The following is a 13,932-nucleotide window of genomic DNA, read 5'->3' as shown; positions in this document are numbered from 1 at the left end:
TTAGAATGCCCAGTCTCCATTGCGGAAGACTGCTTCAGCTTGATCGTCAGCTGTAATGCCGTCGATATTCATCTCAGCAGATCCAATCATAAAGTCAACGTGCGTTAAGCTTTCGTTTAAGCCGTGCTCGGCAAGTTCTTCACTGGACATTTGCTTGCCTCCTTCAATACAGAAAGCATATGCACTGCCGATTGCTAAGTGGTTGGATGCATTTTCATCGAACAATGTGTTATAGAAAAGCAGGTTTGATTGTGAAATAGGTGAATTATGCGGAACAAGTGCGACCTCGCCAAGATAATGAGAGCCTTCATCAGTATCAACAAGCTGCTTTAAAATTTCTTCCCCTTGTTCAGCTTCTACCTTTGTAATTCTTCCATTTTCAAAATAAACCGTGAAGTTGTCAATGATATTGCCACCGTAGCTTAATGGTTTTGTGCTGGCAACCTTGCCGTTTACACCTGTTTTAAAAGGGACCGTAAATACTTCTTCGGTAGGCATATTGGCCATAAATTCATTGCCGCTTTCATTGATGCTGCCTGCTCCTGCCCAAATATGCTTCTCAGGCAATTCAATTGTTAAGTCAGTTCCAGGAGCTGTGTAGTGCAGTTTTTTATAACGTTTGCTGTTTAAATAGTCTACTTTTGTATGCAGTGTTTCATCATGCTGCTTCCATGCTTCAACAGGATTGTCTAAATCAGAGCGAGTCGCCTTGAAAATGGCATCCCATAATAGACTTACACGCTCTTCTTCAGCTGCCTCCGGGAACACCATATTTGCCCAGCTTTGCGATGGCACAGCGATTACAGTCCAGCTGACCTTATCGGATTGAATATACTTGCGGAATGGCGCCATTGCTTTTCCGGAAGCCTTTTGGAATGTGCTGATCTTTTCGGATTGAACACCTTTTAAAAGATCAGGGCTTGAAGAAACGATAGACATAAAGGCAGCGCCGCCTTCAGCAAGCTCCTTCATTTCCTCTGCTCTCCATTTTGGATATTCCTCAAAGGCATCCAGTGGAGCAAGCTCATACTTTGTCCGTGTAACCGCATCATCGTTCCAATTCACAATAACCTCTTTTGCACCTGTTTCATAAGCTTTCTTTACAGCAATGCGTACAAATTCAGCCGCATCCAGTGTAGCTGTGATCACTAGCTTTTGTCCTTTTTGAACATTTACCCCAACCTTAACAGCAAGTTCGGCGTACTTCTCTAACGTAGTTTGAAAGTTTGTCATATGTATTGGCTCCTTTGTCAGAATCTTTCCTTATTGTAGCCTTTAATGATAAAAAAATAAATAAAATCGTTTAGCGGAATCAATAAAACAATAAACGCTAAGGATAAGAGCCTAACGAAATGAATAAACGGCTGTCCAAATACTGGACAGCCGTCTGAAGAGTTCCTTAACATGTGCGAAATGTCAATATTACAAATCCAGCAGATTCGGCAGAACCATGGTGATCTGCGGTATATAGGTGACAGCGAGTAATACAACAATAATCGCTCCGTAGAAAGGCAGAAGCGGTTTGGTTACCTGTTCAATCTTCACCCGGCCTACACTTGCTCCAACAAACAAGGCGCTTCCTACTGGAGGCGTAATACTTCCAATACAAAGATTCATAGACATCATAATTCCGAAGTGTACAGGATCCATTCCCAATGTATTAACGACCGGCAGAAAAATTGGCGTGAAGATAAGGACTGCAGGTGTGATATCCATGAATGTTCCGATAAACAGTAGAATGATATTCATGAGCAATAAAATCAAAATAGGATTATCAGTCAAACCAAGAATTCCAGATGTTATAGCTTCCGGTATCCCTGTAAAACTCATCACTATGGATAGAATGGAAGATGCGGCTACAAGCAACATAATAATTGCTGTCATTTCGACTGTTTCGATGAGAATTTTTGGTATGTCTTTTAATTTTAATGAACGATAAAAGATCGATAAGATTAATGAATAAACAACCGCGATAGCCGAGCCTTCTGTTGCAGTGAAAATACCAGCAATGATCCCGCCGATGACAATCACAATTAGCAGCAGGCTTGGAATAGCATCCAAAAATACTTTCCATTTCTCGCTCAATGAAATTTTCTCTGAAACCGGATAGTTCTTTTTCTTTGCAATAACATACGCTACGATCATGGTGGCAATAGCCCAAAGGATTCCTGGCAGGTAGCCGGCAATAAATAAAGCTGCTACAGAAGTTCCGCCGCTTACAAGGGAATACACAATCAGTAATCCGCTTGGGGGAATAAGAAGCCCTGTTGGAGCTGATGCTACATTGACCGCAGTAGAATAAGTCCGATCATATCCTTCTTTTTCCTGAAGCGGTGACATAACGCCACCAATAGCAGCTGCAGCAGCAACTGCACTGCCTGAAATGGAGCCAAATAGTGCATTTCCAACCACATTCGTATGTGCAAGTGAGCCAGGCATTCTTCCGGCAATAATTTTTGCTAAGTTAATTAACCGGATCGCAATTCCGCCATTATTCATTATGATTCCGGATAGAATAAAAAATGGAATGGCAAGAAGCGAAAAACTGTCTAGTCCCGATACCAATTTCTGTGCACTCGTAAACACAGCTACATCAAACGGAAATAGAATCAGCATTGTTAGGATGGATGCTCCAGCAATACTAATAGCAATTGGAACACCAATCAATAATAGAAGAAAAAATAGAAACAACAATAGCAATCCAGCACTTAGCGTCAATGTAAACCCTCCTTTTTATTTTGATGGTGAAGGGTCTCAACTGCTTCTATTTCTTCAGCGTACATTTGTTCCTTCTGTTTGGCTAGGATTTCATAAATTGACATGATTGAATAGATAGAGATCAATATACCGCTGACAATAAGAGAAAAATAGACCGCACTCATAGGTATGCCTAATGCTGCCGAATATTGATTCATGGCAAGGCTGACAGTTTGTGTTCCGCCGATGATCATTACCACTATGGCAAACAGCAGTACGATTCCCTCAGCAATGATTTTGACAGGCATCGCTTTGTCAGGTGTCAGTCTAGAAACAAATAGTTCAATTGCCAGGTGTTTCTTGCTGCCAAAAGCATAAGCAGCACCGAGCATTGAAAGCCAAATTAATGCATAGCGCAAAAACTCTTCGGATATCGTACTTGGAGAATTTAATGCGTATCGGGAAAAAACCTGCCAGACGGCCATAAAGACCATGACCGTCAATAATGTACAGGTGATAAATGCGATTCCTTTATTCATCCATTTTCGAATCTGGTGCAATGAAACTACCTCCCCAGTTAATCTTCTTCCACTAGATCGCGGATTTCTTTATAGTATTCTGCCGTTTCTTTCTTTTGAGAGAACTCATCATGAAGCGGCTGGACAGCATCCATAAATGGCTGTTTGTCAGGAGTGCTGAAGTTTACACCCTTATCTTTTGCTCCTTCAATGGCTTCTTCAACTGCCTGTTCCCAAACTTCTTTATGAAAGGCCGTCGACTCTTCAGCTGCTTCAGCGATCGCATTTTTCTGTTTGGCGTTCAATTGGTCCCATTTGCTGTTGTTCATGATCAGAATATCCGGCACCATCGCATGCTCGCTGTAGCTGTACTCCTTCGCTACTTCACCATGATTGCTGTCCGTTAATGCTGTTTCATTGTTTTCAGTTCCATCAATTACGCCCTGCTGTAATGAGGTATACACCTCTCCATATGGCATCGGAGTAGGTGAGCCACCCATAAGTTCCACCATTCTTATTGATGTAGGGCTTGGCTGTACGCGTATTTTTAAACCTTTTAAATCATCAGGATGGGTAATTTCTACATTGTCAGTATAAAAATTCCTTGTGCCAGAATCATAGAATGTCAGACCGCTGAACCCTATATCAGAAGTCGTCTGATAGATTTCTTTAGCAATATCGCTGTTCATTGCCTGATAGTAATGTTCTTGGCTGTCAAAAAGATAGGGAAGACTGAAAAGAGAATAAACTTCAGAAAAGTTTTCAAGTGTACTTGAACTTACTTTTGCAATATCAATTGCACCTGTTTGAGTTAATTCAACGGCTTCCCGTTCGCTGCCTACTTGTCCATTTGGATAAAGGGTGATCTTGATGCTGCCATCTGTTTTCTCTTCCACCAGTCTAGCGAACTCGGCCAGTGACTTATGTACGGGATGCGTTTCTCCTTGATTATGGGCAAGTCTCATCGTAATGGTGCTTTCTTCCTCTGCGGCCTTAGCAACACAGCCGGAAATTACGCCAGCCAATAACAGAAGAATCATACTGAATGTAATAAACTTTTTCATATATACTCCTCCCTTAGTTATAGATTTTAATAATTTAGAAACCTTCTAGAAGACCGATCATCAAAGAAGTAGACTAACCGGTTGGTCATTAGTATGAACTGCTTAATGCTAGAATCGTAAAGTGTGGTATGGGGACATAAGAATCAAATGTAAACTTAATTATGTAGGAATAACATTCCCAAAAATTCGTGTACTGAAACAAATTAGAATCGAGGAGGGCATGCACAGAGATTAGAAGTATATATCTATCACTCCATTTTAATAGTTTAATTAGGAATTGTCATATAATATTTTAAATATTTAGTATAGTTAAAATACTATCTTGCGTAATCATATAAAATTATTCTCTGAAGGAAAAACAATCAATATAAAAAGTAAATGAGGAATGAATACATTGTTATTTAGAATAAAATTTATGTTAGACCTCTTTGCTTGGTAAACGAAAACGATACGATAGGCAAAGATGTTTCCCATTTTTTCGGAAATCGTTTACGATGAAGAGAGATTATAATTTATTGAGAGAGGTATGAGAAAAATGGACAGTATTATTTTTGATTTAGATGGAACACTTTGGGATTCTGTTGATTCAATTAAGGTTTCTTGGAACAATGTAATACAAACAAATAACCAGATTCGAGAGGACTTAACTCGGGAAGACCTTGAAGGAGTAATGGGCCTGCAGATGGATGACATTGCTAAGAGATTGTTTCCTGATCTAGATGATGAAGTACGGGAGAAAATTTTACAAGAATGCTTTGAAGTGGAAAATACTTATATAGAAAAACATGGCGGTGTTCCTTACAAAAATGTCGAAAACGTCTTAAAGCAACTCTCGGAAAAGTATAAACTTTTCATTGTCAGCAATTGTCAGGATGGTTACATAGAGGCTTTTTATAAATATCATGGACTGGAAAAATATTTCACTGATTTTGAAAACCCAGGCCGAACAGGTCTTTCAAAAGGGGAGAACATTCAACTGATCATAAAACGAAATCAGTTATCAAACCCAGTTTATGTTGGAGATACAGACGGTGACTTAAAAGCAGCCAGATTCGCAGAAATTCCTTTTGTATATGCCAAATATGGATTTGGCGAAGTAAGCGAATATGATGAAGTAATCGAAGAATTTGAGGATTTATTGAAGTTATACTGAAATATACTGTAAATAAAGACCTGGGATATAAGGGTTCAATTCATTAGACTTCCGAATGAACAGCGAGTATATCTTTCTAACCACTCGATTTAAAAAAACTTGAGTGTAATGGAGCGGAGGACCCTCGACTCCTGCGGGAAGTAGAGGAAAGGGTGAGACCCCGCAGGAGCGACAGTGACGAGGAGGCTCAGCTTCCTCCCCGCGGAAAGCGAGGGTCCGCAGCGAAATGGAACGGGATCGTTTCAGCTGGTTTCAATTTTTAGGGAATGTTCTAGTCTTCAAACCATGTTTATGAAACCATTATTCTCTTTCATGCGTATAAGAAGGAATGTTACATTATGTAAATTCATAATCATGAGGTGGTTTTATGAAGAAAAAATGGTTTCTTATACCGAGCGGTGCTATAGTGGGAGCGATTGTCTTTTATGCCTATCTGCTGTTTAATCCGCCATTAGATGTCGGTGCATTGAGTCATGGAGCAGATAACGATATGTATTTAATCGAAGTGGGGAATAAAGGCTTTTTTAACCTTCAGCCTACAGGTGTTTTAATAAATGATAAGGAACCAGAGAAAGTCCAAATGCAAGTAATTCCTAATAATGCTGACGAAGCATTTTATATTACTTTTGATAGTGAGAATGGGGAAAGGTTTACAGATTTAAATGAAACAATTCTTCCTGCAGGTTCGGGCATACAGGAAAGAATAAATAACAGGGATCAAGATACACTCTCTTATGGAATAACCGTTCACTCCAAAGAACCACTGAATACTTTAACGATCAACTATCGATATGCAGGTATTATGTTTAAAGAAACAATGGATTATTAAATAAGGGAGATCGTTCATCTTAAGCATTGCTGCCAAGAAGGCTGACTAGCTTCTTGACAGTATGGCTGTGACAAAAAAGGATGGATGCTTCATTTAATCTTCACTTCGATCCTGGTCACATACTGGTTAACAAGGCTTGTTTCATGAAAATCAATTAAATAGGTCTCGAAAAAATCTCCATCCAGCACATAATGTTTTTTGGTTAAGTAGTCTGTTAACTTCAAAAGATAGGTATGTGTTTTGGAATAACTGCCTCTGTAGTGTATTGTTGCATAGCGGCCTTTTGGAATAAGCGTTGTATAATTAGCTGAATTCTGTTCGAGAAAATAAAATACATTATGATGTATGGCAGAATCAGAAAGAGCATACAGAAAGCTTCCAAACAGGTATTGATCTAAGTGGGGAAGCTTTTTTTCGTATTCTTTATATAATTCTTTTAAGGCAAAATCGATATTGGCACTTTCTATCTGTTTATCAGAACTGGCAATAACATAGCGATCTGGCTGATCAAGGATAATACACTCACCCTCACTTGCTTCAGTGCTATGTGTAAACAAGTTAATGCGTTCGTTAATGCGGTTTTGCTGTTCTTGTAATAAGAGGATTTCTTGTTGAATAAAAGACTGCTGTCTTTTTAATAAATTTAATGTTTTATCAACTGTACGATTCTCCAGATAATCTTTAATTTGCTCTAAGGGGATGTTGAATTTTCTAAGATCCCGGATAATGTTTAATTTCTGCAGATGTTCTTCTGTATAGATACGATAATTGTTTTCTCCTCTATGAGGGACGACAAGTTGAAGTTCTTCGTAAAAGCGTAATGTATGGGAACTGATATCATACAAACGAGCTATTTCATTTATTTTCCACTTCATGGTTCCTGCTCCAGACTAAAGTAAGGTAATTTAAGCTTTTACGTGAGTTTCTAACGGTTTACACAGATGCTCATAGTGATGGCCGCTTAACGTAATATCAGCAACTTTTTTAAATCCTATAGAAGAATATAACTTCTTTGCCTTTAGATTCGCAACATCTACATTTAATCCTATTCTTTCAAAACCGGCATCAGATGCGGTTTGACACATAGCCTCTAGTAAAGTGGTTCCAATTCCCATTCCTCTGAATTTTTTATTGACGACAATAGAATCCAAATACCACTCATTTGGAAGTGCCTCTTGATCTATAAACAAATTCAAATTTGATTCGTACCCATGTTTCTGTAAAACGTTTTTAAAAGATTCATCAATACTAGGCTCATCCAGCGCAGGATATCCAAAAATAGCACCGGCTATTACCCCATTGTATTCATACACTAACCCCCTGTTCACACCATAGCGGTAGTCAGGGTCTTCGGCTGCTTCTGCGACCATTTCTAATAATTTGGATTGCGGAATTTCCTTCAGTAAAGGAAGCTCCATATCCTCGAATATTTCCCATAATAAAGCTGCAGCTTCCATGGAATCTTTTGCTTGCATAGTTCTGATCATATATATCCAACTTCCTTTATTAATTATTCGGTAACGACAGTATAAACCTTCTAGTGATTCTAAGGTCAACAAGAACTGTTCTAGCGGGTGGAGATGGACATACGAACTTTTCATGCAATGTATGGTATATTAGACCTTACACAGCTAGTAAAGGAGTTCGGAAAAAATGGCAAAAAGTGTAGTCATCGCTGAAAAACCGTCCGTTGCCCGTGATATCGCAAATGTATTGAAATGCACAAAAAAGGGAAACGGATTTCTAGAAGGCGACAAATATATCGTAACTTGGGCACTAGGGCATTTAGTGACATTAGCAGATCCTGAAAATTATGATCAAAAATACAAATCATGGAAGATTGAAGATTTGCCGATGCTCCCTGAGCGTCTTAAATTAGTGGTCATCAAGCAGACAGGCAAACAGTTTAATGCAGTAAAAACACAGTTAAACCGCAGTGATGTTAAAGAAATTATTGTCGCTACAGATGCAGGAAGAGAAGGAGAATTAGTGGCGCGCTGGATCATTGATAAAGCAAAAATTAATAAACCAATTAAACGTTTATGGATCTCCTCTGTTACAGATAAAGCGATCAGAGAAGGATTTAATAACTTAAAACCAGGAAGAAATTATGATAATTTATACGCAGCAGCCGTAGCACGCTCTGAAGCAGACTGGTATATCGGATTAAATGCAACACGTGCATTGACGACTAAATTTAATGCGCAGCTAAACACCGGACGTGTGCAAACACCAACCGTTGCGATCGTAGCATCGAGAGAAGATGAGATCAAGAATTTTAAACCGCAGACTTTTTACGGAATTGAAGCTTCAACAGATGGCCTTGTGTTAACATGGCAGGGTTCTAACGGCAATAGCCGCAGCTTTGATAAAGATAAAATAGAATCCATCGTAAAATCGCTCGGGCGTAAGGATGCGGAAGTAGGGTCCATTGACCGAAAAGCGAAAAAAACATTTTCGCCGGCATTATACGATCTAACCGAATTGCAGCGTGATGCGAATAAAATTTTTGGTTACTCTGCCAAAGAAACACTTAATATCATGCAGAAGCTTTATGAGCAGCACAAAGTATTAACATACCCAAGAACAGATTCACGTTACCTTTCTTCCGATATTGTCAGCACCCTTCCTGAAAGGTTAAAAGCATGCGGTGTAGGAGAATATCGCCCGCTTGCAAACAAAGTGCTGAAAAAACCGATTAAAGCAACAAAAGCATTTGTAGATGACAGCAGAGTGAGTGATCACCATGCGATTATTCCAACAGAAGGCTATGTGAATTTTTCAGCATTTACCGATAAAGAAAGAAAAATATATGACCTTGTTGTAAAAAGGTTTTTGGCTGTTCTGTTCCCTGCACATGAGTATGAGCAATTGACACTGCAGGCGAGAATTGGAGCAGAAAAGTTTATTGCTAAAGGGAAAACAGTGTTAGAGGCAGGCTGGAAAGAAGTATATGAAAATCGGTTTGATGATGATGAAGCAACAGATGATGTGAAAGAACAGCTGTTGCCGAGAATTGAAAAAGGCGATGTCCTTAAAACAAAATTGATTTCTCTAACCTCTGGACAAACCAAACCGCCAGCCCGCTTTACAGAGGCAACCTTGCTATCAGCAATGGAAAACCCGGCGAAGTATATGGAAACCAACGATAAAAAGTTAGCAGATACATTAAAATCCACTGGAGGACTAGGAACAGTAGCGACTCGCGCGGACATCATTGATAAGCTCTTTAACTCCTTTTTAATCGAAAAGCGGGGCGGAAAAGATATTTTTATTACTTCAAAAGGCCGTCAGCTGCTTGACCTTGTCCCAGAAGAATTAAAATCACCGGCTACAACCGGACAGTGGGAGCAAAAGCTTGAGCTGATTGCCAAAGGCAAGCTGAAAAAAGACGTGTTTATCAATGAAATGAAGAAGCATACAAAAGAAATTGTCTCAGATATTAAAAACAGTACGAAAAAATACAAGCATGACAATATCTCAACCAAATCTTGTCCAGACTGTGGCAAGCCGATGCTTGAAGTGAATGGCAAAAAAGGCAAAATGCTCGTCTGCCAGGACCGTGAATGCGGACACCGTAAAAATGTCTCTAGAATTACAAATGCCCGCTGTCCGCAATGTAAAAAGAAAATGGAACTTCGCGGCGAAGGGAAAGGGCAGATTTTTGCATGTAAATGCGGCTATCGCGAAAAACTCTCCTCCTTTGAAGAAAGACGGAAAAAAGAATCAGGAGGAAAAGCGGATAAACGCACTGTTCAAAAATATTTAAAACAGCAGCAAAAAGAAACAGAACCAATCAACAACGCGTTTGCTGATTTATTAAAAGGAATCAAGTTTGACGACTAAAATCCTTTACTCTGATAATTCGCTGATATGCTAAAATATGGAAAAATAATTGACAGACCGGCTGTAGCTTCGATAATATAAGTGTATATTCAGAAAATTTATAGCTATGGGACTGTTGATGATGAATCATATGCAGAACGTAAACATACAAGCAAAAAAGGCTGTATTTCAAACACTCGTTTGAGATACAGCCTTTTTCTTTACTCTGCTAACAGAATGAGGAGGAATAAAATGGTTATTTTGACAGGGCATTCTTTAACCTTGAAGGAGGCAGCTACAATCATTTTTGAAGGAGAGAAAGTGTCTGCTTCACCAGTCAGCTTGGCAGAAGCCGCAAGAAGCCATGATGCTGTGACAAAAATTGTAGAGGACCAAAGAGTTGTATATGGCATTAATACGGGGTTTGGCAAATTCAGTGATGTGCTGATCCATCAAGGAGATGTAAAGGAACTACAGTTGAATTTAATCCGATCACATGCCTGTGGTACAGGTGACCCATTTCCTGAATCCGTTTCAAGAGCGATGCTTCTACTGCGGGCCAATGCATTATTAAAAGGATTTTCAGGCGTACGGCCAGTTGTGATTGATACTCTGCTGAAGCTGCTGAATCATGGAATTCATCCTGTTGTTCCTCAGCAGGGCTCACTTGGTGCAAGCGGAGACTTGGCACCTCTGTCGCATCTGGCTCTTGCTCTAATTGGAGAAGGCGAGGTATATCATAAAGGAACAAGAAAGGCTTCGTCCCTCGCTTTAATGGAAGAAGGCATAGCCCCGCTTGTGTTAGAGGCTAAGGAAGGATTGGCTCTTATTAATGGAACACAGGCGATGACTGCGATGGGCGTCATCGGATATTTGGAAGCAGAAAGAATGGCGCTGCAGTCGGAAATTATTGCAGCAATCACCATGGAAGGGTTAAATGGCATTATCGATGCTTTTGATGAAGATGTTCATATGGCAAGGGGATACCAGCAGCAGACAGATGTAGCAAGAAGAATGAGAGAGCATTTAGAAGGGAGTAAGCTAATTTCCAGACAAGGTGAAATCCGGGTGCAGGACGCGTATTCGATTCGCTGCATCCCACAAGTACACGGAGCTTCGTGGCAGGCGTTAGATTATGTAAAAGAAAAACTGGAGATTGAAATGAATGCTGCAACCGATAATCCGCTCATTTTTGACGATGGGATGAAGGTGATTTCAGGAGGCAATTTTCATGGGCAGCCAATTGCTTTTGCAATGGATTTTATGAAAATTGCTGTTGCAGAGCTTGCCAATATTTCTGAGAGAAGAATTGAAAGGCTTGTTAATCCACAGCTTAATGATCTGCCCGCTTTTCTAAGCCCAGAGCCAGGATTGCAGTCTGGAGCAATGATTCTGCAATATTGTGCTGCCTCTCTTGTGTCTGAAAACAAAACACTTGCCCATCCAGCAAGTGTGGATTCTATTCCATCTTCGGCCAATCAGGAGGATCATGTAAGCATGGGGACAATTGGATCAAGACACGCATATCAAATTATTCAAAACACAAATAAGGTGCTCGCCATTGAATTAATCTGTGCACTTCAGGCTGCAGAATTCAAAGGAATCGAAAAGCTGGCAGAGAAAACAAGGGCATATTTTGAACAGGCACGGAATGTAGTTCCATCCATTACGAGAGACCGAATTTTTGCGCATGATATAGATGCGTGTGCAGCATGGATAAAAACGAATCACAAAGAAGTTGTGTTATAATTCATTTACTGAAAAGCCTGCAGAATGATACAACAGCTCTGCAGGCTTTGACTGTTATTGCTTCGCTCGAGCTTCAAGCACTTTCGCTTCATCTTCCTCGAAGCGATTTTTAAATGCTTCCTGAACAACGATAAATTCTTCATCCTCTTGAGCTTCAGTTGTGTGGCGCTCAACTTGTTCAGCACTTGCAGGCAGATCTCCTGGATGATGCTTATTTTTATGATTAAAATGTTCTCCGCGACCCATTGTTTGGCTCCTTTCCATATATCAGCTTCATCACATATTCTTTCCTAGTGGAGCCTCACTATGTACAAATATAGGCATATCGATCATTACAATAATTGGGTATAATAAAGGGGAAGACTAAATAAATGGGAGGGAAGGACAATCGACTTATTTTCCATTATTGCAGAAGATAAAATTAAAAAAGCATACAGGGACAAAGAATTTGAAAACCTGCCTGGCTATGGAAAACCGCTGCCGAAGGATGATTTAGCAGCAGTGCCAGAAAGCATGCGCATGGCTTATCGCATTCTAAAAAACGCAGGATACACCCCCGAAGAAAACGACTTAAAAAATGAAATTAAATCAATCGAAGATCTTATAAAACTTTGCGAAGACCCTGAAGAAAAACGACAGCTGCAACAAAAGGTCAATGAAAAACTGCTCCACTATAACCGCATTCTTTCCAAAAGGAAAACCAACACAAACTCCGCTGTCTTTAAAAACTATGAGAATAAAATTCAGAATAGATTGTTGTAAAAAAGCTTGGTCGCTCGCCGACAGAGCTAAACACTAAAGAAAATAGAGGCTGGGACAAAACGAAATTAATCTTTCAAAACACGAATATTCAATTTAAACAAGTCCGTTCCATTGCGCTGCGGACCCTGTTTTTTCGTGGGATCACAAGCTGAGCCTCCTCAAAGCAAAAGCTTCTGCGGGGTCGCACCCTTTCCTCTATTGCCCGCAGGAGTCGAGGGGCCTCCGCTCCATTTCACTCATGTTAATAAAATATATTTACTAATCATAAAAAACCGAATGATTAGTAAGACGACTACCTAACCATTCGGTTCTATGAGTGTGTTAAATACTTATGTCCCAGCCTCGTTAAGAATTTCTAATGAATGCATGTAGTACTTGGGAATATAAGTCAGGCTGCTCCCGATGCACCAAATGACCAGAAAATGGGATTACGCTAATATGTATATTTGGATTTAATTGTTTGTAAGTTATAGCAGCGGATATCTCTTGTTCTTGCTGTTCTCCTACTGCGTAAAGGGTCGGCACTTGCAATGCAGATACATCACCTGTATGTTCAAATGGATAAAAATCCTCCTCTGCCATAAAACTAAGAAGTGATTTCCAATCATTCTCTCCGTGGATCTCATTTAAATAAGCAACAGCTTCATTATTATTAAATAAGTCTTCATAATGTTCTGCCTCTTCAAGCGATGACTCAGCCCAATTTTCAGGCTTTACTGGAAATACTCCAGAAAAACAGAGTGATTTGACCATACCAGGATATTCCTTGGCAAACATGAGGGAAACAATACCGCCTACAGAAACTCCGGCAATATGGCACTGTTTAATCTGTAAATGGTTTAATGTATCGTATAGATCTTTCACACAAGCGCTAAAAAAATTCTCCAGTGTTCCTACAGATTTACCGTGTCCTCTTAAATCTGGTCTAATGACTTTATAGTTTTCTTCAGAAAAATATTCACTCTGCTCCTGATACTCACTCACACTTGTCATCCCGCCAGAATGTATAAGTAAAATGGGCTCACCATCACCTGAAATGGTTGTATGTAAAATCATTTTTCAACCTCCTATAAATCTTTTCCATCCAATCGTTTTAATACATCATCTAATTTCTGTTCCAGTTCATGGAGCTTTCTTTTGGTATGTGTAAAATGATGCGCAGCTCTTGAAATTAAATAAATGATGATGACAAATAATATTAGATTTAATAAAGCATCAATAGGGCTCATAAGCACACATCCTTTCCATATTTATACTAAAGCATCAAAGCTTTATGTTCCATCACTTAAGATAAATAAATTTCTATAACATGCACTAATTTGCTAAAGGAAAATA

At 39.5% G+C, this 13,932-nt stretch carries 14 protein-coding genes; 5 read left to right on the top strand and 9 right to left on the bottom strand.

Going from position 1 to position 13,932, the window contains the following annotated elements; all coding sequences use genetic code 11:
* From B7E07_RS19280 to B7E07_RS19265, 4 genes are all read right to left on the bottom strand, one after another.
* Positions 1–1,233: an aminopeptidase gene (locus B7E07_RS19280; protein ID WP_080848444.1), complete on the bottom strand. Its 1,233-nt coding sequence runs from the start codon at positions 1,231–1,233 to the stop codon at positions 1–3.
* A 189-nt stretch (positions 1,234–1,422) separates the two neighbouring features.
* Complete coding sequence (locus tag B7E07_RS19275; protein ID WP_080848443.1) at positions 1,423–2,718, bottom strand: TRAP transporter large permease; 1,296 nt, start codon at positions 2,716–2,718, stop codon at positions 1,423–1,425.
* On the bottom strand, positions 2,715–3,257 hold the full coding sequence (locus tag B7E07_RS19270; RefSeq protein WP_139785669.1) for a TRAP transporter small permease: 543 nt from the start codon (positions 3,255–3,257) through the stop codon (positions 2,715–2,717). The genes B7E07_RS19275 and B7E07_RS19270 overlap by 4 nt, the downstream gene beginning before the upstream one ends.
* Before the next feature lie 17 nt (positions 3,258–3,274).
* Complete coding sequence (locus tag B7E07_RS19265; protein ID WP_080848442.1) at positions 3,275–4,279, bottom strand: TRAP transporter substrate-binding protein; 1,005 nt, start codon at positions 4,277–4,279, stop codon at positions 3,275–3,277.
* 535 nt (positions 4,280–4,814) lie between these two features.
* Between B7E07_RS19265 and B7E07_RS19260 the strand changes: the two genes are divergently transcribed.
* Together B7E07_RS19260 and B7E07_RS19255 are read left to right on the top strand one after the other, a co-directional pair.
* Complete coding sequence (locus B7E07_RS19260; protein WP_080848441.1) at positions 4,815–5,432, top strand: HAD family hydrolase; 618 nt, start codon at positions 4,815–4,817, stop codon at positions 5,430–5,432.
* Positions 5,433–5,799: 367 nt separating this feature from the next.
* Positions 5,800–6,261, top strand: a complete 462-nt coding sequence (locus tag B7E07_RS19255; RefSeq protein WP_080848440.1) for a hypothetical protein — start codon at positions 5,800–5,802, stop codon at positions 6,259–6,261.
* A gap of 89 nt (positions 6,262–6,350) precedes the next feature.
* On the opposite strand, the gene B7E07_RS19250 is transcribed toward B7E07_RS19255, so the two are convergent.
* Both B7E07_RS19250 and B7E07_RS19245 read right to left on the bottom strand, forming a co-directional pair.
* Positions 6,351–7,136, bottom strand: coding sequence for a MerR family transcriptional regulator (locus B7E07_RS19250; protein ID WP_080848439.1), 786 nt, complete (start codon positions 7,134–7,136; stop codon positions 6,351–6,353).
* A gap of 30 nt (positions 7,137–7,166) precedes the next feature.
* A complete protein-coding gene (locus B7E07_RS19245) occupies positions 7,167–7,748 on the bottom strand; it encodes a GNAT family N-acetyltransferase (protein ID WP_080848438.1) in 582 nt (193 codons plus the stop codon).
* 166 nt (positions 7,749–7,914) lie between these two features.
* On the opposite strand from B7E07_RS19245, the gene B7E07_RS19240 reads away from it, so the two are divergent.
* Positions 7,915–10,107: a DNA topoisomerase III gene (locus B7E07_RS19240; RefSeq protein ID WP_080848437.1), complete on the top strand. Its 2,193-nt coding sequence runs from the start codon at positions 7,915–7,917 to the stop codon at positions 10,105–10,107.
* 231 nt (positions 10,108–10,338) lie between these two features.
* Positions 10,339–11,835 carry a histidine ammonia-lyase gene (gene hutH / locus B7E07_RS19235; RefSeq protein WP_080848436.1) on the top strand — a complete coding sequence of 499 codons (1,497 nt, stop codon included), beginning with the start codon at positions 10,339–10,341 and terminating at the stop codon, positions 11,833–11,835.
* A gap of 54 nt (positions 11,836–11,889) precedes the next feature.
* On the opposite strand, the gene B7E07_RS19230 is transcribed toward hutH, so the two are convergent.
* Complete coding sequence (locus B7E07_RS19230; RefSeq protein WP_080848435.1) at positions 11,890–12,081, bottom strand: hypothetical protein; 192 nt, start codon at positions 12,079–12,081, stop codon at positions 11,890–11,892.
* A gap of 141 nt (positions 12,082–12,222) precedes the next feature.
* Between B7E07_RS19230 and B7E07_RS19225 the strand changes: the two genes are divergently transcribed.
* Positions 12,223–12,597 carry a DnaJ family domain-containing protein gene (locus tag B7E07_RS19225; protein ID WP_080848434.1) on the top strand — a complete coding sequence of 125 codons (375 nt, stop codon included), beginning with the start codon at positions 12,223–12,225 and terminating at the stop codon, positions 12,595–12,597.
* A gap of 345 nt (positions 12,598–12,942) precedes the next feature.
* Here B7E07_RS19225 and B7E07_RS19220 read toward each other — a convergent pair whose 3' ends face one another.
* Positions 12,943–13,653, bottom strand: a complete 711-nt coding sequence (locus B7E07_RS19220) for an alpha/beta fold hydrolase (RefSeq protein WP_080848433.1) — start codon at positions 13,651–13,653, stop codon at positions 12,943–12,945.
* 11 nt (positions 13,654–13,664) lie between these two features.
* Entirely contained in the window at positions 13,665–13,826 is a 162-nt protein-coding gene (locus tag B7E07_RS23835; protein ID WP_176215250.1) for a hypothetical protein, read from the bottom strand.
* Positions 13,827–13,932 lie beyond the last annotated feature (106 nt).

The organism is Cytobacillus gottheilii (genome assembly GCF_900166665.1).
Taxonomy (GTDB): domain Bacteria; phylum Bacillota; class Bacilli; order Bacillales; family Cytobacillaceae; genus Cytobacillus; species Cytobacillus gottheilii_A.
This window is presented reverse-complemented; position numbering and strand designations above follow the sequence as displayed.

Coding starts and splice junctions, on each gene's coding strand:
- B7E07_RS19280 (WP_080848444.1), bottom strand. CDS start 1,233: ATGACAAACTTTCAAACTACGTTAGAGAAGTACGCCGAACTTGCTGTT.
- B7E07_RS19265 (WP_080848442.1), bottom strand. CDS start 4,279: ATGAAAAAGTTTATTACATTCAGTATGATTCTTCTGTTATTGGCTGGC.
- B7E07_RS19260 (WP_080848441.1), top strand. CDS start 4,815: ATGGACAGTATTATTTTTGATTTAGATGGAACACTTTGGGATTCTGTT.
- B7E07_RS19255 (WP_080848440.1), top strand. CDS start 5,800: ATGAAGAAAAAATGGTTTCTTATACCGAGCGGTGCTATAGTGGGAGCG.
- B7E07_RS19250 (WP_080848439.1), bottom strand. CDS start 7,136: ATGAAGTGGAAAATAAATGAAATAGCTCGTTTGTATGATATCAGTTCC.
- B7E07_RS19245 (WP_080848438.1), bottom strand. CDS start 7,748: ATGATCAGAACTATGCAAGCAAAAGATTCCATGGAAGCTGCAGCTTTA.
- B7E07_RS19240 (WP_080848437.1), top strand. CDS start 7,915: ATGGCAAAAAGTGTAGTCATCGCTGAAAAACCGTCCGTTGCCCGTGAT.
- hutH (WP_080848436.1), top strand. CDS start 10,339: ATGGTTATTTTGACAGGGCATTCTTTAACCTTGAAGGAGGCAGCTACA.
- B7E07_RS19230 (WP_080848435.1), bottom strand. CDS start 12,081: ATGGGTCGCGGAGAACATTTTAATCATAAAAATAAGCATCATCCAGGA.
- B7E07_RS19220 (WP_080848433.1), bottom strand. CDS start 13,653: ATGATTTTACATACAACCATTTCAGGTGATGGTGAGCCCATTTTACTT.
- B7E07_RS23835 (WP_176215250.1), bottom strand. CDS start 13,826: ATGAGCCCTATTGATGCTTTATTAAATCTAATATTATTTGTCATCATC.